General features: G+C 67.0%; 18 protein-coding genes. 13 read left to right on the top strand and 5 right to left on the bottom strand.

Annotation, left to right across the window (positions count from 1 at the left end):
- Positions 1-274: 274 nt before the first annotated feature.
- Positions 275-1,330, bottom strand: a complete 1,056-nt coding sequence (locus BLR29_RS05430; protein ID WP_092135148.1) for a CDP-6-deoxy-delta-3,4-glucoseen reductase — start codon at positions 1,328-1,330, stop codon at positions 275-277.
- A 10-nt stretch (positions 1,331-1,340) separates the two neighbouring features.
- Here BLR29_RS05430 and BLR29_RS05425 point away from each other — a divergent pair, with 10 nt between their 5' ends.
- The 11 genes from BLR29_RS05425 to hutG all read left to right on the top strand — a co-directional run bounded on the left by BLR29_RS05425 (position 1,341) and on the right by hutG (position 13,668).
- Positions 1,341-2,369 carry an NAD-dependent epimerase/dehydratase family protein gene (locus BLR29_RS05425; protein WP_092135147.1) on the top strand — a complete coding sequence of 343 codons (1,029 nt, stop codon included), beginning with the start codon at positions 1,341-1,343 and terminating at the stop codon, positions 2,367-2,369.
- A 270-nt stretch (positions 2,370-2,639) separates the two neighbouring features.
- Positions 2,640-3,596, top strand: a complete 957-nt coding sequence (locus tag BLR29_RS05420) for an ABC transporter substrate-binding protein (RefSeq protein WP_092135145.1) — start codon at positions 2,640-2,642, stop codon at positions 3,594-3,596.
- A gap of 16 nt (positions 3,597-3,612) precedes the next feature.
- On the top strand, positions 3,613-4,479 hold the full coding sequence (locus tag BLR29_RS05415) for an ABC transporter permease (RefSeq protein WP_092135144.1): 867 nt from the start codon (positions 3,613-3,615) through the stop codon (positions 4,477-4,479).
- Complete coding sequence (locus BLR29_RS05410) at positions 4,476-5,255, top strand: ABC transporter ATP-binding protein (RefSeq protein ID WP_092135142.1); 780 nt, start codon at positions 4,476-4,478, stop codon at positions 5,253-5,255. Before BLR29_RS05415 ends, BLR29_RS05410 begins: the two co-directional genes overlap by 4 nt.
- Positions 5,256-5,260: 5 nt before the next feature.
- Positions 5,261-6,025, top strand: a complete 765-nt coding sequence (hutC, locus tag BLR29_RS05405) for a histidine utilization repressor (protein WP_092135141.1) — start codon at positions 5,261-5,263, stop codon at positions 6,023-6,025.
- Positions 6,026-6,176: 151 nt separating this feature from the next.
- Positions 6,177-7,754 carry a histidine ammonia-lyase gene (gene hutH, locus BLR29_RS05400; protein WP_092135140.1) on the top strand — a complete coding sequence of 526 codons (1,578 nt, stop codon included), beginning with the start codon at positions 6,177-6,179 and terminating at the stop codon, positions 7,752-7,754.
- 85 nt (positions 7,755-7,839) lie between these two features.
- Positions 7,840-9,555, top strand: coding sequence for a urocanate hydratase (hutU, locus tag BLR29_RS05395; protein ID WP_092135138.1), 1,716 nt, complete (start codon positions 7,840-7,842; stop codon positions 9,553-9,555).
- The gene (locus BLR29_RS05390; RefSeq protein ID WP_092135137.1) at positions 9,552-10,169 is read left to right on the top strand and encodes a HutD/Ves family protein; all 618 of its coding nucleotides are present in this window, start codon (positions 9,552-9,554) and stop codon (positions 10,167-10,169) included. The genes hutU and BLR29_RS05390 overlap by 4 nt, the downstream gene beginning before the upstream one ends.
- On the top strand, positions 10,166-11,413 hold the full coding sequence (hutI, locus tag BLR29_RS05385; protein ID WP_092135135.1) for an imidazolonepropionase: 1,248 nt from the start codon (positions 10,166-10,168) through the stop codon (positions 11,411-11,413). Before BLR29_RS05390 ends, hutI begins: the two co-directional genes overlap by 4 nt.
- Positions 11,410-12,828, top strand: coding sequence for a formimidoylglutamate deiminase (locus BLR29_RS05380; RefSeq protein WP_092135134.1), 1,419 nt, complete (start codon positions 11,410-11,412; stop codon positions 12,826-12,828). The genes hutI and BLR29_RS05380 overlap by 4 nt, the downstream gene beginning before the upstream one ends.
- A gap of 24 nt (positions 12,829-12,852) precedes the next feature.
- Positions 12,853-13,668, top strand: coding sequence for an N-formylglutamate deformylase (hutG, locus tag BLR29_RS05375; RefSeq protein WP_092135132.1), 816 nt, complete (start codon positions 12,853-12,855; stop codon positions 13,666-13,668).
- A 130-nt stretch (positions 13,669-13,798) separates the two neighbouring features.
- Here the strand turns inward: hutG and BLR29_RS05370 are convergent, their stop codons facing one another.
- The 4 genes from BLR29_RS05370 to BLR29_RS05355 form a co-directional block, all read right to left on the bottom strand.
- Entirely contained in the window at positions 13,799-15,424 is a 1,626-nt protein-coding gene (locus BLR29_RS05370; protein ID WP_092135130.1) for a bifunctional aspartate transaminase/aspartate 4-decarboxylase, read from the bottom strand.
- 77 nt (positions 15,425-15,501) lie between these two features.
- The gene (gene aspT / locus BLR29_RS05365; protein ID WP_092135129.1) at positions 15,502-17,187 is read right to left on the bottom strand and encodes an aspartate-alanine antiporter; all 1,686 of its coding nucleotides are present in this window, start codon (positions 17,185-17,187) and stop codon (positions 15,502-15,504) included.
- Positions 17,188-17,265: 78 nt separating this feature from the next.
- Positions 17,266-18,963 (bottom strand): aspartate-alanine antiporter, encoded by a 1,698-nt coding sequence (gene aspT, locus BLR29_RS05360; protein WP_092135127.1) that lies wholly within the window; start codon positions 18,961-18,963, stop codon positions 17,266-17,268.
- A gap of 235 nt (positions 18,964-19,198) precedes the next feature.
- Positions 19,199-19,948, bottom strand: coding sequence for a metalloprotease LoiP (locus BLR29_RS05355; protein ID WP_092135125.1), 750 nt, complete (start codon positions 19,946-19,948; stop codon positions 19,199-19,201).
- 299 nt (positions 19,949-20,247) lie between these two features.
- Here BLR29_RS05355 and BLR29_RS05350 point away from each other — a divergent pair, with 299 nt between their 5' ends.
- Together BLR29_RS05350 and BLR29_RS05345 are read left to right on the top strand one after the other, a co-directional pair.
- Positions 20,248-20,757 carry a sigma-70 family RNA polymerase sigma factor gene (locus tag BLR29_RS05350; protein WP_092135124.1) on the top strand — a complete coding sequence of 170 codons (510 nt, stop codon included), beginning with the start codon at positions 20,248-20,250 and terminating at the stop codon, positions 20,755-20,757.
- Between the two features lie 27 nt (positions 20,758-20,784).
- Positions 20,785-21,792 carry a FecR domain-containing protein gene (locus tag BLR29_RS05345; RefSeq protein WP_092135122.1) on the top strand — a complete coding sequence of 336 codons (1,008 nt, stop codon included), beginning with the start codon at positions 20,785-20,787 and terminating at the stop codon, positions 21,790-21,792.
- Positions 21,793-21,855 lie beyond the last annotated feature (63 nt).

The raw sequence follows: 21,855 nt of genomic DNA, 5'->3' as shown, positions 1-21,855 counted from the left end.
TGGGGTCGGCATGAAACGATGGACGGACGAAGGGAAGAACAAAGAGACGGAAAAAAGCAAAAAGCCACGGGGATTGCCCGTGGCTTGTTGACCTGAACAGACGCTGTTGACGGTCAGCCGCGCGGCACCCCGGTGGGGAGCAACGTACGTGCGCGGCGTCGGAGCATGGCGGTGTTCATGGCGGCCAATATAAAACGCATGCGCCCGGGTGTCAAAACGAAATGTGGCAGACCCGGGTGGCATTGTTGTGTCGACGGAACGGCGGCCGCGGCGCTCAGGCCGCGCCGGCCGGGTGCATGTCGGCCTCGGACGTGAAGGAATCGGCGAAGAACGCGTCCTCGTGCAGACGGCATTGGGCCGTGAAGTCCGTGCGGGCGGCGTTCACCATCACCGGGGCGCCGCAGGCATAGACCTCGTGCCCGGACAGGTCCGGCAAGTCGGCCATGACGGTCTGGTGGACAAAGCCGGTGCGGCCCGTCCAGGCATCGTCGGGCTGCGCGTCGGACACGACGGGCACGTACTTGAAGTTCGGCAGGTCGCGTGCCCACTGCTCGCACAGCGCGTGCATGTAGAGGTCGCGCGGGCGGCGGCCGCCCCAGTACAGCGTCATCGGGCGCGTGATGCCGGTGTACGCGGCGTGCTCGACGATGGCCTTGATCGGTGCGAATCCAGTGCCGGAGGCCAGCAGGACGATCGGCTTGTCGGAATCCTCGCGCAGGAAGAAGCTGCCCAGCGGACCTTCGAAGCGCAGGATGTCGCGCTCCTTCATGGCCGGGGCGCCTTCCTTCGCGCCGAACACGTAGTCGGTGAACGCGCCGCCCGGCATGTGGCGGATATGCAGTTCGATCGGGCCTTCCTCGTGCGGCGGCGTGGCGATCGAGTAGCTGCGGCGCTTGCCGTCGCGGAGCAGGAATTCCACGTACTGGCCGGCCAGGTACTGCATGCGCTCGGTCGCGGGAAGCTGCAGGCGGATGGCGATCACGTCGTCCGCCAGGCGCTCCAGCGTGCTCACGCGGCACGGGATCTTCTTGATGGGGATATCGCCGGCGCCGTGGACTTCACGGCACTCGATCGTGATGTCGGAGGCGGCATTGGCGCAGCAGAACAGCGCGCGGCCTTCGGTCTTTTCCTGGGCTGTCAGCGCCGATGCGGCGTGGTCGCCCTGCACGATGGTGCCCTCGACCACGCGGCCCTTGCAGGACCCGCACGCGCCGTTCTTGCAGCCGTACGGCAGGCCGATACTATGACGCAGGGCCGCGCCGAGGATGGTTTCGTCGGCGGCCACCTCGAACTTGTGGCCGCTGGGCATGACGGTTACTTGATAAGCCATAATCAGATCTATGAGCCAAATTCTGTCGCCGATTCCGGCGTTGTCTACCCCAAGGGCCGCGCGCCGACTGGGCCGTCCGCGTCTGCTGATCGTCGGTTGCGGCGATGTCGGCACGCGCATCCTGCGGCTGCTGTCAGCCCGCATGCGGGTGTTTGCCGTGACGTCGCAACCGGGCCGTCGGGCCGAGTTGCGCGCGGCGGGCGCGGTACCGCTGGTGGCCGACCTGGATCGGCCTGTCACGCTGGCGCGGCTGCGCGGCCTGGCGGACCGGGTCATGGACCTGGCCCCGCCGCCCGCGCAGGGCCATGGCGATCCGCGCACACGCGCCTTGCTTGCCGCGCTGAGGCGGACGGCATGGCGCCGGGCACGGGTCGGACGCTTCGCATCCGGAGCTGCCAGCGAGGCCGACATTCTACCCGACCGGGGTTGGCACCGGGCGTTCGCGGCGGCCGCGCACCATGTGCCATCGCGCGTGTTCGTCTATGCCAGCACCACTGGCGTCTATGGCGACCGGGGCGGTGCCCGCGTGCGGGAATTTGACGCGGTCCGCCCGCAAACGCCACGCGCGCGGCGCCGCGTGGCGGCTGAATCCGCGGTTCGCCGGTTTGGCCGCGATGCGGGATGGCGCGCCAGCATCGTTCGGATTCCCGGCATCTACGCCGAAGACCGCCTGCCGATCGCGCGTCTGAACAAGCGCACGCCGGCCCTGTCGCGGCAGGACGACGTGTACACCAGCCATATTCATGCGGATGACCTGGCGCGCACGATGATCGCCGGGCTGTGGCGCGGACGCCCCCAGCGCGTGGTCCACGCCAGCGACGACACGGAGCTGCGCATGGCCGATTACTTCGACCTCGTGGCCGACCGGCGCGGCCTGCCAAGGCCGCCGCGCATCAGTCGCCAGCAGGCGGGCGAGGTCATCGATGCGTCGCTGCTCAGCTTCATGAGCGAATCGCGCCGCCTGGACAACCGCCGGCTCAAGCGCGAGCTGCGTTTGCGCCTGCGCTATCCCACCGTGGCGTCCTTCTTCGACGCCTGAACTCCCCCGCATCTCTTCCCTGGCACACCGCTTGCGAGCGATGTGCCGGCCGTGTCGCTGTCTATACAGGATTTATCTGAAACGCCCCGCAAGGGTGCATTCTGCGGATATTTGCGCACTTTTATGGGCGCGGACTAGTGCAAACCCTTCGTTGACTTGTATAGACAGGCATAGCACCATTGCCGGCATCGAGTGATGGCCACACGCATGGCCGCACCATCGACCGGCTGCATCCAAGCCTGTCCGACATACACCAAAGGAGCCGACAGCATGTCCCAGCAACGCCGTGCAACGCTAGCCGCAATCGCCCTGGCCGTATCGGCCGCCGCCACCGCCGCCCACGCCCAGAACACGCCCGTCACGCTCGGCATGAGCGGCTGGACCGGGTTTGCCCCCCTGACGCTGGCCGACAAGGCCGGCATCTTCAAGAAGCACGGCGTGGACGTCGACATCAAGATGATTCCGCAGAAGGACCGTCACCTGGCGCTGGCCTCGGGCGCGATCCAGTGCGCGGCGACCACCGTGGAAACCCACGTGGCATGGAATGCCAACGGCGTGCCGATCACGCAGATCGTGCAGCTGGACAAGTCCTACGGCGCGGACGGCCTGGCCGTGCGCAGCGACGTGAAGGGTTTTGCCGATCTCAAGGGCAAGACCATCGGCGTGGATGCGCCGGGCACGGCGCCGTACTTCGGCCTGGCATGGATGCTCAAGAAGAACGGCATGACGCTGAAGGACGTCAAGGTGACCACGCTGTCGCCGCAGGCGGCCGCGCAGGCCTTCGTGGCCGGGCAGAACGATGGCGCCATGACCTACGAACCGTATCTCTCCACCGTGCGCGCCAATCCGGACAAGGGCAAGATCCTGGCCACCACGCTGGACTACCCGATGGTGACGGACACGCTGGGTTGCGCGCCCAAGTGGCTCAAGGACAATCCCAAGGCCGCGCAGGCGCTGGTGGACAGCTATTTCGAGGCGCTGGAGATGATCCGCAAGGAGCCGGAGCGCGCGAACGAGATCATGGGGGCGGCGGTCAAGCAGACCGGCGAGCAGTTTGCCAAGTCGTCGGCCTACCTGCGCTGGCAGGACAAGGAAGCCAACCGCACGTTCTTCTCGGGCGAGCTGGCGAGCTTCAGCAAGGAAGCCGCCGGCGTGCTGATGGACATCGGCGTGATTCGCCAGGTGCCGGATGTCACCACGCTCTATGACGCACGATTCCTCAAGTAAGCCGGAAGGGGTAGTCATGTCTTCTCAAGCTTCCACCTCCGCGCCGGCCGCACGCGTGCCGGCCGCCACCGGCACCCTGGCCGCGCCGCGCGCGCGTCATCCGTGGCTGTCGCCGCTGGTGCCGGTAGCGCCGCGCACGCGCTGGCTGCTCGGCCTGTCGTTCTTCGCCGTCTTCTTTGGCCTGTGGGCCGTGGTCACGCTCGGCGGTTTCGTGTCGCGCACATTCCTGGCCGATCCGCTGACCATGGCGCGCGAAGGGGTGACGCTGTTCACGCAGTACAACTTCATCGGCGATATCGGCATGACGGTCTGGCGCGTGGTCGGCGGCTTCGTGCTCGCCGCGGCAATCGCCGTGCCGCTCGGCATCTTCATGGGCGCGTACAAGGCGGCCGAGGCCTTCTTCGAGCCGTTCGTGTCGTTCTGCCGCTACCTGCCGGCGTCGGCGTTCATCCCGCTGCTGATCCTGTGGGCCGGCATCGGCGAAACCCAGAAACTGCTGGTGATCTTCATTGGTTCGTTCTTCCAGATCGTGCTGATGGTGGCCGTGACCGTCGGCGGTGCCCGCAAGGACCTGGTCGAGGCGGCCTACACGCTGGGTGCCACGCCGCGCGGGATCGTGCGCCGCGTGCTGATCCCCGGCGCCGCGCCCGGCATCGCGGAAATCCTGCGGCTCGTGCTGGGCTGGGCCTGGACCTACGTGATCGTCGCTGAACTGATCGGCTCGTCCTCGGGCATCGGCCACATGATCACGGACAGCCAGGCGCTGCTGAACACCGGGCAGATCATCTTCGGCATCATCGTCATCGGCTGCATCGGGCTGGTGTCGGACCTCGTCTTCAAGGTGGCTAACCAGCGCCTGTTTCCGTGGAGTTCGATCAAATGAGCGCGCTGTCCATCCAGCAGGTTTCGCGGACCTTCACCAATCCGCGCGGTGGCGAAACGCAGGCGTTGCTGCCCGTCGATTTCGAGGTGCGCGACAACGACTTCGTGACGATTCTCGGCCCGTCGGGCTGCGGCAAATCCACACTTCTGCGCATCGTGGCAGGGCTGGATACGCCCACCGGCGGCCGCGTGCTGCTCGACGGCCAGCCCGTGGCCGGCCCGGGTGCGGATCGTGGCATGGTGTTCCAGTCGTACACGTTGTTCCCGTGGCTGACCATCGAGCAGAACGTGCGGTTTGGCCTGCGCGAGCGCGGCATGAGCGTGGCGGACCAGAAGGAGCGTAGCGATTTCTTCATCGCCCGCGTGGGGTTGCGCGGGTTTGAACACCACTATCCCAAGCAGTTGTCCGGCGGCATGCAGCAACGCACGGCCATTGCGCGGGCGCTGGCCAACGATCCCAAGATCCTGCTGCTCGACGAGCCGTTCGGCGCGCTGGACAACCAGACGCGCGTGCTGATGCAGGAACTGCTGCTGGGCATCTGGGAGTCGTCGCGCAAGACGGTATTATTCGTCACGCACGATATCGACGAGGCCATCTTCATGGCCAACCGCGTGGCGGTGTTTTCCGCCAGGCCGGGTCGGATCAAGAGCGAGATCGCGGTGGACTTCCCCCATCCGCGCCATTACACGATCAAGACATCGCCCGAGTTTTCCGCGCTGAAGGCACGGCTGACCGAGGAGATCCGCGCCGAGGCCATGGCCGCGGCCGAGCACTGAACGCCATGAATCACCCCGCCACCAGCCAGGCATCCGCCTCGTCCAACGCCCCCGCCGCGCTCTACCAGCAGGTGAAGGAGTACATCGCCCGCCAGATCCAGAGCGGCGCGTGGCAGCCCGGGGACCGCGTGCCGTCCGAGCAGGAGCTGGTGAACCGCTTCTCCGTGTCGCGCATGACCGTCAACCGCGCGCTGCGCGAGTTGTCGGAGCAGGGCAGGGTGGTGCGCGTGGCGGGCGTCGGCACGTTCGTGGCGGAGCACAAGCCACAGTCCACGCTGCTGTCGGTGGTCAACCTGCAGGACGAGATCCGCATGCGGGGCCACGACTATGCGTGCGATGTGATGCTGGTGGAGCGCGTCTCTGCATCGATCGAAGTGGCCGCCGCACTGGAGCTGCGCACCGGCGAATCGGTGTTCCACTCGGTCTGCGTGCATCGCGAGGATGGCGTGCCCGTGCAGCTGGAGGACCGCTACGTCAACCCGCGCGTGGCGCCGGACTTCATCACGCAGGATTTCAGCGATACGCAGCCCGGCGAATACCTGCTGCGCAACGTGCCGTACGACCAGGTGGAGCACGTGGTCGACGCGATCTCGGCCACGCCGGAGCAGGCCGCGCAACTGGAAATGCCGCCTGCGCAGCCGTGCCTGTTGCTGACGCGACGCACGTGGACTCACGGCGTACCGGTCACATTCGTGCGTTGTCTGCACCCGGGCAACCGTTATCGCCTCGGCAGCCGCTTCCGCGCCGACGGCAATCCCGCCTTCGGCTGATATATCTGCCTGACGCCAGCTTTTTTGCTGGCCATCGGGCTACCTTTTCGACTAACCTGTATAGACAGGCTCATACAAGTCGCAAGACGAGCCAACGACTACTCGCAGTGCGCCGCAGCGCACGACACAGACAAGACCAGAGGACATGCTCATGACGGCACCCCGCACTCACTCCGATTCCCGCCCCGTGCTGACGCTCCAGCCGGGCCACGTATCGCTGGCCGACCTGCGCCGCATCTACCGTGGCGAAGTGCGCCTGGCGATGGCGGAATCCGCCTGGGCCGGCGTGCGCGCCGCGCAAGCCACCGTGCAGGACATCATCGACGCCGACGCCGTGGTCTATGGCATCAACACCGGCTTCGGCAAGCTGGCCCAATCGCGCATCCCGCACGACAAGCTGGCGCAACTGCAACGCAACCTGGTGCTGTCGCACAGCGTGGGCACGGGCCCGGACCTGGCGGCGGACACCGTGCGCCTGATCCTGGCGACCAAGGCCGTCAGCCTGGCGCGCGGCCATTCGGGCGTACGGCCGGAACTGATCGAGGCGCTGCTGGCGCTGGCCAATCACGATGTGACCCCCTGCATCCCGGCCAAGGGCTCGGTGGGCGCATCGGGCGATCTGGCGCCGCTGGCGCACATGTCGTGCACGCTGATCGGCGTGGGCGACGTGTACGTCGACGGCCAGCGCGTGCCGGCCGCGCAAGGGCTGGCCCACGCGGGACTCGACGCGTTTGCGCTGGGCCCCAAGGAAGGCCTGGCGCTGCTGAACGGCACGCAGGTTTCCACGGCACTGGCGCTGGCGGGCCTGTTTGCCGCCGAGGATGCGTTCGCGGCCGGTCTGGTGGCCGGCGCGCTGTCGCTGGAGGCGATCAAGGGATCGGTCAAGCCGTTCGATGCGCGCATCCATGAGGCACGCGGGCAGGCCGGCCAGATCGACGTGGCGCGCGCGGTACGGGCGATGCTCGACGGCAGCGAGATCGTCGACTCCCACAAGACCTGCGGCCGCGTACAAGACCCGTATTCGATCCGCTGCCAGCCGCAGGTGATGGGCGCGTGCCTGGACAACCTGTCGCACGCGGCGCGCATCCTGCGCATCGAGGCCAATGCGGCATCCGACAACCCGCTGGTGTTCCCCGAGCAGGGCGACGTGGTGTCCGGCGGCAATTTCCACGCCGAGCCGGTGGCCTTCGCGGCCGACATCATCGCGCTGGCCATCGCCGAGATCGGCGCGATCTCCGAGCGCCGGCTGGCGCTGCTGCTGGATACGGGCCTGTCCGGCCTGCCGCCGTTCCTGGTCCGCGAGGGCGGCTTGAACTCCGGCTTCATGATCGCGCAGGTCACGGCCGCCGCACTGGCTTCCGAAAACAAGGCGCTGGCGCATCCGTCCAGCGTCGACAGCCTGCCCACTTCCGCCAACCAGGAAGACCATGTGTCGATGGCGACGTATGGTGCGCGCCGCCTGGGCGAGATGGCCGCCAACACGGCCGTGGTCGTCGGCATCGAGGCGATGGCAGCCGCGCAGGGCATCGAGTTCCATCGTCCGCTGAAGTCGTCGCCGCTGGTGGAGCAGGAACTGGCCCGCATCCGCGCCCGCGTGGCCTTTGTCGAATCCGACCGCTATCTGGCACCCGACATCGAGGCCATGAAGCAATGGGTCCAGCAGGGCGATGCCGGCGCGGGGTGGCCCGACGCGGTGCGCGCGGTCCTACCGACCAACGCCGCCGCCTGATCCGCGACCCCGACAACCCGATCCACAACCCGACCCAAGAACCGATCCACGAACCGAACCGACTTCCACGCAGGAGAGACGAGACATGAACGCCAACGAACACCAATTCACCGAGACCCTGCGCGGCCCGCGCGAAATCCGCGCACCGCGGGGCAGCCAGCTGCACTGCAAGAACTGGCTGATCGAGGCCGCCTACCGCATGATCCAGAACAACCTGGACCCGGACGTGGCGGAGCGGCCGCAGGACCTGGTGGTCTATGGCGGTATCGGCAAGGCCGCGCGCAACTGGGAATGCTTCGACGCGATCCTGGACAGCCTGCGCCGCCTGGGCGAGGAAGAATCGCTGCTGGTGCAATCCGGCAAGCCGGTGGGCGTGTTCCGCACCCATGCCGATGCGCCGCGCGTGCTGATCGCCAATTCGAATCTCGTCCCGCACTGGGCCAACTGGGACAAGTTCAACGAGCTCGATCGTGCCGGCCTGATGATGTACGGCCAGATGACGGCGGGCTCGTGGATCTACATCGGTACGCAGGGCATCGTGCAGGGCACCTTCGAGACGTTCGTGGAGGCGGGCAACCAGCACTACAACGGCGACCTGGCCGGCAAGTGGATCCTGACCGCGGGCCTGGGCGGCATGGGCGGCGCGCAGCCGCTGGCCGGTGTGCTGGCCGGTGCCTGCGTGCTGGCGATCGAATGCCAGGAATCGCGCATCGACTTCCGCCTGCGCACGCGCTATGTCGACAAGAAGGCCACCACGCTCGATGAAGCGCTGGCGATGATCGCCGAGGCGACGAAGAACAAGGAGGCGATCTCGGTGGGCCTGCTGGGCAATGCGGCGGAAATCGTGCCGGAACTCGTGCGCCGCGCCCAGGCGGGCGGCATGCGTCCGGACATGGTCACCGACCAGACGTCGGCGCACGACCTCGTCAACGGCTACCTGCCGGAAGGCTGGACCGTGGATCAGTGGGAAGACGCGCGCAAGAACGATCCGAAGTCCGTCGAGGTGGCCGCCAGGGCGTCGATCGTCAAGCACGTGAACGCGATGCTGGCCTTCCAGCAGATGGGCGTGCCGACGCTGGACTACGGCAACAACATCCGCCAGGTGGCCTTCGACGAAGGCGTGAAGAACGCGTTCGATTTTCCGGGCTTCGTGCCGGCATACATCCGTCCGCTGTTCTGCCGCGGCAAGGGGCCGTTCCGCTGGGTGGCGCTGTCCGGCGATCCCGAGGATATCTACAAGACCGATGCCAAGATGAAGGAGCTGTTCCCCGAGGACAAGCACCTGCATCGCTGGCTCGACATGGCGCGCGATCGCATCGCCTTCCAGGGGCTGCCGTCGCGGATCTGCTGGGTAGGTCTGGATGAGCGTCATCGCGCCGGCCTGGCGTTCAACGAGATGGTGAAGTCGGGCGAACTGAAGGCGCCGATCGTGATTGGCCGCGATCACCTCGACTGCGGCTCGGTGGCGTCGCCGAACCGCGAGACCGAAGCGATGCGCGACGGCTCCGACGCGGTGTCCGACTGGCCGCTGCTCAACGCGCTGCTGAACACGGCCGGCGGCGCCACCTGGGTCAGCCTGCACCACGGTGGTGGCGTGGGCATGGGTTTCTCGCAGCACGCGGGCGTGGTGATCGTCTGCGACGGCACCGATGCCGCCGCGAAGCGGGTCGAGCGTGTGCTGTGGAACGACCCGGCCACGGGCGTCATGCGCCATGCCGATGCCGGCTATGACATCGCAATCGACTGCGCGCACGAGAAGGGCCTGAACCTGCCGATGGTGAAGGGAGTGAAGGACGCATGAGCGGTTTGCCATCCGGGGCGGTCCGGTTTTCGCTGGACGCCATCGTGCCGACGCCGTGGAAGAACGGCGGCGGCACCACGCGCGAGATTGCCGTGTGGCCGCCGGGCGCGGGCATGGACGCCTTCGCGTGGCGCATCAGCGTGGCCGACATCGCCGCGGACGGGCCGTTCTCGGCCTTTCCCGGCATCGACCGCCAGATCGTGCTGCTGGAGGGCGCGGGTGTGCACCTGCAGGCCCACGACGATTCGTTCTGCCACAAGCTCACGCGGATCGGCGAGCCATACCCGTTCTCGGGCGATACGGCCGTGCATGCCACGCTGGTTGACGGCCCCACGCGCGACTTCAACGTGATGACCCGACGCGATCGCTGCCGCGCACAGGTCGACCTGCAGCGCGAGCCGTTCGATGCCGCGGCGGTTGCCACCTCCGGCGCCGACACCGTTCTCGTATTCGTGATCCGGGGCGACTGGCGCGTTGCCGATGACGAGCACCTGCAAACGGGCGAGGGCATACTGGTGCCGGGGGACGTGCCGCCCGGGCAACTGGCTTTCGCTCCCACCGAGATCTCCGCGCTATGCCTGCGCGTGACCCTGCATATGGAGCCTGTCCGATGAGGATTTCCGACGCGCCGTCCGCCGACGGCGTCTGGCACCACTGCCACCTGCTGCCCGATGCGGATCCCGCACGCGCGATCCGGGACGCGGCGATCGTCGTCGAGCACGGCCGCATCGCCTGGGTGGGCGCTCAGGCGGCGTTGCCCACGGCATATCGCCACCTGCCGCTCCACGATGGCGGCGGCGCGTGGGTCACGCCGGGCCTGGTCGATTGCCATACGCACCTGGTCTACGGCGGCCAGCGTGCCGACGAGTTCGCCATGCGGCTGGCCGGCGCCAGCTATGAGGACATCGCGCGGGCCGGTGGCGGCATCGTCTCCACGGTGCGCGCGACCCGCGAGGCCGACGAGGCCGCGCTATTCGCCCAGGCGGCGGCGCGATTGCGGCCGTTGCTGGCCGAGGGCGTGACCGCCATCGAGATCAAGTCCGGCTACGGGCTGTCGCTGGACGCCGAGCGCAAGCAGTTGCGCGTGGCACGCAAGCTGGGCGAGGTGTTTGGTGTTGCGGTGCACACGACGTTCCTCGGCGCCCACGCGCTGCCGCCCGAATACGCGGGGCGTGCCGACGACTACATCGAGCTGGTCTGCAACACGATGCTGCCCGCGCTGGCCGGTGAGGGCCTTGTTGATGCCGTCGACGCCTTCTGCGAAGGGATCGGCTTCTCGCCCGCGCAGACCACGCGGGTATTCGACGCCGCCGCGCGCCACGGCCTGCCGGTCAAGCTGCACGCCGAGCAACTGAGCAATCTTGGCGGTGCCGCGCTGGTGGCGAGATACAAGGGCTTGTCCGCCGATCACCTCGAACACCTGGACGAAGCTGGCGTGGCCGCGATGGCCGAGGCCGGCACGGTGGCGGTGCTGCTGCCGGGCGCCTACTATTTCCTGCGGGATACGCATCTGCCGCCGATCGCGCTGCTGCGTCAGTACGGGGTGCCGATGGCGATCGCCACCGACCATAATCCCGGCACGTCGCCGACGACGTCGCTGCTGCTGATGATGAACATGGCATGCACGCTGTTCCGCATGACCGTGCCCGAGGTGCTCGCGGGCGTGACGACGCATGCCGCTCGCGCGCTCGGTGCCGCGGATCGTCATGGCTTGCTGGCGGCAGGACGTGGCGCCGATTTCGTGCTGTGGCAAGTGGCGTCTCCCGCGGAGCTGGCGTATTGGTTCGGCCGTAATCCTTGCGCGGCCGTCGTGCGGCAGGGACGCGTGTTTCGCGCCGAAGAGGGGAGCGCAACATGAGCGCAGGTCAGTTGTTCGCCCCGCAGGCGTTGCTGCCGGAAGGCTGGGCGCAGGACGTTCTGCTGGAGTGGGATGCCGGCGGCGATCTGGTCACCGTCCACCCGGATGCCGACAGCACGGCTGCCACCGCTGCCGGGGTGCCGCAGGCCGCGGGCCCGGTGCTGCCGGGCATGCCCAACCTGCATTCGCACGCGTTCCAGCGCGGGTTTGCCGGCCTGGCCGAGTACCGCAGCGTGACGCATGGCGACGATCCCGCCGGTGGTGACTCGTTCTGGAGCTGGCGCACGCTGATGTATCGCTTTGCGCTGCGGTTGTCGCCCGATGCGCTGGAGGCCATCGCCACGCAGCTTTATATCGAGATGCTGCGCGCGGGCTATACGAGCGTGTGCGAGTTCCACTACGTTCATCACGATCGCGACGGCAAGCCGTATGCGGACCCCGCCGAGATGTCGCTGCGCCTGTTGCGCGCGGCGAAGGCCGCCGGCATCGGCATGACGCTGCTGCCGGTGCTCTACCAGACCGCAGGCTTCGGCGCCAAGCCCGCGCAGGTCGACCAGCGCCGTTTCCTGAACGATACCGATGCGATGCTGGCCCTGCTCGCGCGGCTGGCGCCGGAATGCGCCGCGCATGATGCACGGCTGGGGCTGGCGCCGCATTCGCTGCGCGCGGTGCCGGCGGAAAGCCTCTCCCGCGCCGTGGCCGGGCTGCATGCCATGGATGCGACGGCCCCGGTGCATATCCACATCGCGGAACAGCAGAAGGAAGTGGACGACTGCCTGGCATGGTCCGGCGTGCGGCCCGTCGAGTGGCTGCTCGACCATGCGCCGGTGGATGGCCGCTGGTGCCTGGTCCACGCCACGCATATGGACTGGGACGAGCGGCGCCGGCTGGCGCACAGCGGCGCCGTGGCAGGCATCTGTCCGACCACGGAGGCCAACCTGGGCGACGGCGTGTTCGATGCCGCGCCTTACCTCGCGCAGCACGGCGCGTGGGGCATCGGCTCGGACAGTCATGCCAGCGTCAGCGTCACCGAGGAGCTTCGCCTGTTCGAATATGGGCAGCGCCTGGGCCTCCAGCGCCGCAATGTGCTGGCGTCCGAACGTCACGCGCAGGTGGCGGATCGGCTATGGCTCGATGCCGTGGCGGGCGGCGCCCGTGCGGCGGCGCGCCCGGTGGCCGGGCTGGCGATCGGACAGCGGGCGGATTTCGTCGTGCTGGATGGGCATCACCCCACGCTGGCCGGGCTGGACGGGCCGCAGGCGCTGGCCACGCACGTGTTCGCCAGCCACGGGCATGAGACACTAGCGGAAGTCCGCACCGGTGGCACGTGCCGCGTGCAGCACGGCGTGCATGCGCAACAGGCGGATGCCGGCCGGCTGTTCGCCGCCGCGCGCGCTCACCTGATGGCCGACTGATCCCCAAGCAGCCCCTACGAGAAGATGTCCTTCACCACCGATACCCCCGCTTTCACCCTGCATCGCGGCACGCGCCCGATGCTGGTGTCGATGCCGCACGTCGGCACGTACCTGCCCGCGCAACTGGCCGCCCGCCTGACGCCCGAGGCGCGCACCGTGCCCGACACCGACTGGCACATGGATCGCCTCTATGACTTCGCGCGCGCACTTGGCGCGTCGATCCTGGTGGCGACGCACTCGCGCTACGTGATCGACCTGAACCGCCCGCCCGATAACGCCAACCTGTACCCCGGCCAGGACACCACCGGCCTGTGCCCGGTGGATACCTTCGACAAGACGCCGATCTATGCCGATGGCACGAACGGTCCGGACGATGCGGAGATCGCCCAGCGCCGCGATGCGATCTGGCATCCGTACCACGCCGCCCTGCAGGACGAACTCAAGCGCCTGCGCGCCGCGCACGGCACGATCGCCTTGTGGGATGCGCACTCGATCCGCTCGGTGCTGCCGCGTTTCTTCGAAGGCAAGCTGACGGACTTCAACCTCGGTTCGGCGGACGGCAAGAGCTGCGATACCGGCCTGGCGGCAGATGTGCTGGAAATCGCCAGCGCGGTGCCGGACCACACGGCCGTGCTCAATGGCCGCTTCAAGGGCGGCTACATCACGCGCCAGTACGGCAACCCGGCCGAGGGTGTGCATGCGATCCAGCTGGAGCTGACGCAGTCTTCGTATATGGAAGAGGTCTATCCGTTCGCCTACGCCCCGGCCAAGGCGGCCGCGATCCAGCCGGCGATCCAGCGCATGCTGGAGACGGTGCTCACGTTCGTGGAAGCGCGCTGAATCTCCGGTGACATCCGGGCTGGATTCTTCGCAGGCCCTGGCCGTCCGGGACTGTCTGCGGCAGAAGCCAGAACGTGAAAGGCCCTCCCCCGTGCAGGCGGGAGAGGCCTTTCTCCGGCGAATGCGCGACCTACTTCTTCGTCACGTTCTTGTTCGCCTTGCTCCCCGTTGCCTGGTTGTACCGCTCCACATACTCCTCGAACAGCTTGCGGATCGACTTGCCGATCTTCGCGTAGTCGGACTCGTTGAGGTTGGCCAGCGACACGCGGCCGGACGGATGCCGTGTGCCAAATCCGCGGCCCGGCAGCAGCACCACGCTTGCCTCCTCGGCCAGCCGGAACAGCAGCTCCATCGGTTCCACCGACTTCATCACCCATTTCACGAAGTCCGGGCCCACGGCCTTGCCGCCCAGCTGCTCGATATCGAGCAGCGTGTAGTAGTCGACCACGTTCGGGTCATCGTCTTCCGGCGCGATGCCGATCTCGCGGTACAGCGCCGCCTTGCGATTGCGGATCAGGCGCTTCATCGCCTGCTTGTAGGCGTCCGGCGTATCCATCAGCGAGAACAGCGAGAACAGCACCATCTGCACCTGCTGCGGCGTGGAGAGCCCCGCCGTGTGGTTCAGCGCCACCGTGCGGCTGTCGGCCACCAGCCGGTCGATGAACTTGAGCGTGTCCGGCGTGGTCGTGATCGAGTTGTAGCGCTTGTGCAGCTGCTTGCGCTGGTCCTCCGGCAGCGCGGCCAGCTTCTGGTCGAAGATGTTGTCCTGGTGCGTGGCGATGACGCCCAGCCGCCAGCCCGTGGCGCCGAAGTATTTCGAGAACGAATACACGAGGATCGTGTTGCGCGGGCATAGCGCGAACAGCGAGACGAAGTTGTCCGCGAACGTGCCGTACACGTCATCGGTCAGGATGATCAGGTCCGGGCGCGAGTCGACGATCGAGGCCAGATATTCCAGGCTTTCGTCGCTCATCCGCACTGACGGCGGGTTGCTCGGGTTGACCAGGAAGAAGGCCTTGACCTTCGGGTCGCGCAGCTTGTCGAGTTCCTTGTTCGAGTATTGCCAGCGCGCATTGGGGTCCGCATCGATCTCCAGCTCCACCAGCTGGTAATCGTTGAGTTCGGGAATCTCGATATAGGGCGTGAAGATCGGCATGCCCAGCGCAATGGTGTCGCCAGCCTTGAGCAGGTGGTTCTCGCGCATCGAGTTGAACAGGTAGGTCATCGCCGCCGTGCCGCCTTCCACCGCGAACAGGTCGAAGTCGCCGATGAACGGTTGCTTGCCGATCATCTCCTTGCGGATGTACTGGCCGACGATCACTTCCGACAGCTTGAGCATGCGGTCCGGCACCGGGTAGTTGCAGGCGAGGATGCCTTCGCACATTTCATACAGGAAGTCGCCCGCGCTCAGGCCCAGCTGATCGCGTACGTAGGACACCGCGCCGGCCAGGAAGCGCACGCCCGGCACATCTTCGTATTTGCGCGCAAACAGATCAAAGCGTTCCTCGATGCCTTCGCGGCGCGGAAAGCCTCCCACGCCTTCTGGCATGTACGAGAACGACCGCTCCGATTCGCGCATCGCGAAGAGGCCGAGTTGCCAGAAGCCGTGGCGCGGCACGGTGGCGAGGAAGTTGGGATTGCCGCGCCCGGCGTTCAGCATCAGGCGGTTGGCGTTGCCTTTGGCCAGCTGGATCAGCTCGTCCTTGAGTTCGAACGGCGAGAGGCTGGACAGCGTGGAGAGATCCGGTTTGCTCATGGCGTTGCTCCTCTGGGAATCGGTGGGCCGGTTGAGATCGACGCCGGCCCGGAAGTATCGACAGGAAAGGTGATGCGCTAGACGAGTCCGACCACGAGCGGGCCGAGCAGTGTCAGCAGCACGTTGGCCAGCGCGTAGGTGATGGCGAATGGCACGGTGGGCACCGGGCTTTCCGCCTTGTCGAGAATGCCGCCGAAGGCGGGATTGGCACTGCGCGAGCCCGCCAGCGCGCCGGCCAGTAGCGCGGCGTTGTTGTACTTGAGCACGTAGCGGCCAAACAGCATGGTCAGGAACAGTGGCAACAGCGTCACCACCGCCCCCAGCAGGAAGATCGTCACACCGCTTTCGCGCAGCGTGCTGACCGCCTGCAACCCCGAGTTGATGCCGACGATGGCCACGAAGGCCGCCAGGCCGAAGTCCTTCAGCAACTGGCAGGCTGCCGTCGGCATGGCGCCGTACATCTGGTGCTTGGACCGCGCCCAGCCGAATACCAGACCCGACAGCAGCGCGCCGCCGCCGGAGCCGAGCGTGAGCGGAATCGAGCCGATGCGCACCACCAGCAGGCCGATCAGCAGGCCCACCAGCACGCCGGCGCCGAAGTAGACGAAGTCGGTTTTCTCGCTCGGGACCAGCTCATACCCCGCACGTTCCACGGCACGCTTGGTGTCGGCGGGCGTGCCGTAGAACGTGACGATGTCGCCGTGCTGGAGCTTGAGGTCCGGCAGGATTGGCAGCGCGTTGTTGAAACGCTCGATCCGCTCCAGATACACACCGTGGCGCATCTCGCGGCTGATATTGCTGACGATCTCGCCCAGCGGCTTGTTGTTCAGCCCCTTGCGCGTGAATACGGCGCGGCGCGTCTGCATCACCATGCCCATGCCTTCGGCGTCGGCCACTTCATTGCCGATCACCAGCGCCGTCGGCACCATGGCGTCGCGCCGGCCCACCAGCAGGACCAGGTCATCGGCCTGCAGCACGGTGTCCTGCGTGACCTCGAGGGCCTTGCCGGCGCGCTGGATCTTCTCCACGGTGACCAGATCCTCGCCGCCGATTTCCACCTGCGACACGGTCTTGCCTGCCGCGCCGGTGACGCGGAACAGACGCCCCACCAGGCGCGGCAGCGCGCCGACCTGGCCGGGGCCGAACTGCGGCAGGCCGCCCTGCATCTCGGCCTCCACCTTCTTGGCGTCGGCTTTCAGGTCGGCACCCATGAAGCGCGGCAGGATATTCACGCAGACGATGATCGCGCCGAGCGACCCGAACACGTACGTCACCGCGTAGCCGATGGCGACGTTGGCCTGCAGCGTCTTCACCTGATCCGGCGGCAAGCCGAGCTTGGTGATCGCGTCGCCGGCCGTGCCGATGATGGCCGACTGCGTCATGCCGCCCGCCGCCAGGCCGGCGGCCAGACCCTTGTCCAGGTGGAACAGCTTGGCCAGGACCACGATCGTGATCAGGCCCGCCACCGCCATGAACACCGCCATGGCGATCTCGCGCAGGGAGTTGCGGTTCAGCGAGTTGAAGAACTGCGGCCCGCTTTCATAGCCCACGGCGTAGATGAACACGGCGAACATCACCGCCTTGACGCCGTTGTCGATTTCCACGCCGACCTGGCTGATGACCACGGCCGCCAGCAGCGACCCGGCCACGCCGCCCAGCTGGAATTTGCCGAACGTGATCTTGCCGATGGCATACCCGACGGCCAGCGACAGGAACAGCGCTGACTCGGGCGACTTTTGAAAGATAGTGTGCAACCAATCCATGGGACCTCCTGATACGCGTGACGAAGGTTGGTGACTCTTGCGCAGGCCGCTTGTGGCGACCGGCGCACGATGGATGCGCTAGTGCGCCGCCATGGCGCTGGCCATCACGACAGCGATGGGGCCCAGCAACGGCAGCAGGACATTGGAAATGGCGTAGGTGATCGTGTAGCCGATGACGGGCGTGCCGTTGCCGGCGGCGTTGGTCAGCGCCATGATCGTGGGCGTGCTGCAATGCTGGCCGGCCACGGCACCCAGCAGGATCGGCATGTCGAGCTTCAGCCAGCGCCGCCCGATATACAGCGATACCGCCGCCGGGATGATGGAGACCAGTACACCGGCCACGGGCAGCAGCAGGCCGAACTTCGTGATCAGGAGCAGCGCGTCGGGGCCGGCGGAAAGGCCCACGGCGGCGATGAAGGTGGCCAGCCCGAAGTCCTTCAGGATTTCCGCCGCTGGTGCCGGCAGCGATCCCATCACCGGAAAGCGCGCACGCAGCCAGCCGAATGCGAGCCCCGCCACCAGGCATCCGCCGCCAGTGCCGAGCGTGAGATCCACCTGGCCGATCTTCATGCTCAGCGAGCCAAGCAGCATGCCCAGCAGCACGCCGATGCCGAGGAAGACGAAATCGGTGCGGATGGTCGGCGTGACGGCGTAGCCCAGTTCGGGCACCACGCGCCGGATGGCTTCGTCGGGGCCGGACAACGTGAGGACGTCGCCGCGCTCCAGTACGGTTTCGGGCAGCGTCGGCACGCGATGCTGCATGCGGCTGATGCCGGCAAGAAAGACGCCGCGCCCCATGCCCACGTCCACGGCCTGACGCAGCCGCGCGATCGTCAGGCCCGCGACCTCGCGCCGCGTCAGCAGCACGGCCTGCTCCGCCTGGATCACGGCGTCCATGCCCGGCTCTTCGGGCATTTCCGGGCCCACGGCGGCGGCGAACGGAATCATGGCGTCGCGCCGGCCGACGGCCAGCACGACGTCGCCCGCACGCAGGACTTCATCGGGCGAAGGCTTGAACGTCTCGCCATCGCGACGAATACGCCGGATGGTGACGCCGAGCGCCACCTGCCGCTCGGCCTCCAGCACGCGCATGCCGGCCACGCCCTCCACGCGCAGCACGCGCGCCACCAGCAGCGGCAACGCGGCGGTCTGGCCCTCTTGCATGTCGTTCTGCCCGCCCAGCTTTTGCCAGAGACGTGTGGCGGATTCGCGCAGGTTCTCGCGCAGCAGCCACGGTGCCAGCTGACTGGTGAACAAGACGATGGCGATCAGCCCGAACAGGTAGGTGACGCTGTAGGCGGTGACGATGTTGGTTTGCAGCACGCGCACGGCGTCTGGCGTCAGGGCGAGTCGCGCGATGGCCTCGGACGCGGTCCCGATCACGGCGGATTCCGTGGCGGCGCCGGCCAGCAATCCGGCAGCGGTGCCGGGATCGAGGCGCATCAGCGGCACGGCAATGGCCAGCAGCGCCAGCAGCACGAAGACTTCGACGAGCGACAGTACGCCGATGCGCCATTCACGCGCCACGTTGGCAAAGAACTGGGGTCCGCCCGTGAATCCGAGCGCAAAGATGAAGACGGCGAAGGCGACGTTCTTGACATCGTCATCGAGCCGCACGCCGGTTTGCCCGATCACGAGCGACGCGATCAGCGTGCCGCAGATGCCGCCGAGCTGGAACGGACCAAAGCGGATTGCACCCACGGCATGTCCGACGGCGAGGGCCAGGAAAAGCGCAATCTCGGGTTGTCTGGCGAGCAGGGCGAATGCGGATTCCATGGCGCGGCGGGGGCCTCCATTGGCTCATGGCATTGCCGTGCGGAGACCCGCCGGCGTGAAGCATTATCCGCGTGGGGTTGTGGCGCGCGTACTGAAAGCTTTCGAGCGCGTATTAAGCGCAATCAAACAGACGGCGATCGGCGAGGGAGCCGAAAGGAAACGGAAAGGGAACGGCAAGAAAGCCGGATGCGGCGTTGCGGCACGACCGGTGGCCGCGCCGCAGCATGCTTGCGTGTTACTTGCCGCTGGCGATGCGATCCTGGATGTGCTGGGCGCGCGCGGCCGAGCCCGGATGCGAGCTCATGAGGCTGGACTGGCCACCGTCAAGCTTCGCCAATTTCTGGAACGCGGTAACCAGCGCCTGGCGGTTGGCGCCGTTCTTGGTCAGCAGGTCGAACGAGTAGTCATCGGCCTGGCTTTCCTGGCGCTGGGAAAACTGGGCGTTGATGAACTGCTCGCCGAGTTCACCCAATTGGGAGGATGACAGCGCGGTCAGCGTGACGCTGCTGGTGGACCCCAGCAACCCGCGCGCCGCTGCGGTGGTGTAGGCCACCTGCATCGCTGCCTTGGTATGCCCCAATGCCACGTGGCCGATCTCGTGGCCCAGCACGCCGCGGACTTCATCGTCGCTCATGATGTCCATCAGCCCGCTATAGACGCGCACGCAACCGTTGGCCATCGCCCAGGCGTTGATGTCCTTGGTCACATACACCTTGGCGTCCAGCGGCAGCCCGGTGTTCTTGAGCCCGCTCATGATGGTGACCAGGCGTTTGGAATAGGTGCTGTCTGGCGTGGCCAGCGTGTTCTTCTTGTCCATTTCCGCGCACGACTGGTCGGACAGTTGCTTGACGTTGGCGTCCGACAGCGTGGCCGCCGTGAACAGGCTGCCACCGGCCTGGGACAGGCTGTCGTAGTTGGCACCGGCACAGCCGGCCAGCAGCAGCGCGCAGCCCATGGCGGCGCCAGTAGCGATGAAGCGCTTCATGATCGGTTCCCCGAGAGTCAACGTTATGGTTTGCGGACATCTGGTGCGCATGTTCGATGCCGCAGGCTAGGAGCATAGGCAACGAAGCCGGGGGTGCGCCAGTGGAGTCCGTCCGACATGGATCGACCGGAATCGGCGTTCTCCGATTGCGGCGGGGTGGGGGACGAGGGTTGCAAGCGTGCGGGGCTCGGCGGGGCATCTTGCGAAACGGGCTTGAATTGCCTTAAAATAAGAACAATTCTCATTTACATTGTCGCGCTCACCGTTGGCGGGGCCCGAAACAACCGAAGGTTCTGCAGATGGGCGGCGCCGACTCCACACTCCAGCAGCAGGTTCACACCCTTTATAGCGATCACCACCGGTGGTTGCAGGGGTGGCTGCGCCGTCAGCTTGGCAATGCCTGCGATGCCGCCGATCTCGCCCAGGACGTATTCCTGCGCCTTTTACGGCGGGAACCTTGCGATATTCGCGAGCCGCGCACCTATCTGAGCACCATCGCGCGCGGGTTGGTCATCGAACACTGGCGCCGGCGCGAACTCGAACTGGCCTGGCTGGAGACGCTGGCACAACTGCCCGAGCCGCAGGCACCGTCGCCGGAGAGTCGTCTTCAGTTCCTGGAGACGCTGATCGCGATCGACCGCATGCTCGATGCGCTGAAACCTCAGGTGCGCACCGCATTCCTGTGGGCGCAGCTCGAAGGGCTGACGTGTCGCCAGATTGGCGAGCGCCTGGGCGTGTCGCTTGCCACCGCGGAACGCTATGTCGCCACGGCGCTGCGCCACTGCTACACGCTGCGCTTTGGTGGGTGAGCCCCGGTGACTGATCGCGGCAGGCCTGTGCAGCAACCTGAGACCTCTGTTCCGTCAGATATTGTCGACCAGGCCGTCCGCTGGGCGGTCAAGCTCGACTTCGGCGAGGGCAATGCGGCTGCGCAGAAGGCCTTTGGGCAATGGATCGACGCCAGTCCGCTGCATCGGCTGGCCTGGCAGCGCGTGCAGGACCTGAAGGACGATTTCAGCCGGATGCCGCCGGCCCTCGCGCTGGATACGCTGAAGGCCGTGAGCGATCGTCGTGGCACGCACCGCATCAAGCGGCGCCAGGCGCTCAAGATCCTGGCGCTGGCCGGCGTCTCGGTGCTCGCCGCCGGCACCGCGCACGAGCGGGCACCCTGGCAGCGTTTGCTCGCCGATGCCAGCACCGCCACTGGCGAACAGCGTACGGTGCAGCTCGATGACGGCAGCACGATCGTGCTGAATACCGATACCGCGATCAGCACAAGCCTCCGCGCCGAACGCCGCGTCGTCACGTTGCGGCGCGGGGAGATTCTGGTTGCCACCGGGCACGATTCGCGTATCGCAACCGCCCGTGGCGCGGCCCGGCCGTTCTGGGTGGAAACGCCGTTCGGCGGACTGCACGCGCTGGGCACGCGCTTCGTGGTGCGGCTGGAGGCCGGCCGTGCGCGCGTCAGCGTGCTCGAGGGCGCGGTAGCCCTGCACCCCGCGAACGGTCGGGCTGACGACAGCAACGCCAACGTGGCGCGACCCGGTACAAGCTGGTGGCTGGCACCCGACGGCAGTACACCGGCGCCAGCCCGGCCCTTCACGGAAGACGGCTGGGCCGAGGGCGTGATCGCCGGCAACGACATGCGTCTGTCGGATCTGTTGGCCGAGCTGTCGCGCTACCGCAGCGGACGCATCGTCTGCGATCCACGCGTTGCGGACCTGCGCGTGTCCGGCGCGTATCAGGTGGGCGACACCGATCGGGCGCTGGCATTCCTTGCGCAGGCGCAGCCCATCGACATCCGCTACCGCACGCGTTTCTGGGTCAGCGTGGGCCCGCGCTGAACGACGATGCCAGGGGTGCCAGAAGAATTTTCAGAAACTATGAGGGGATTTCGATTCTCGACC

Origin of the sequence: Cupriavidus sp. YR651, assembly GCF_900101625.1 — a bacterium.
Classification (GTDB): Bacteria; Pseudomonadota; Gammaproteobacteria; order Burkholderiales; family Burkholderiaceae; genus Cupriavidus.
Note: the sequence above shows the minus strand (reverse complement) of the source record. Positions and strands in the feature narration are given on the sequence as shown.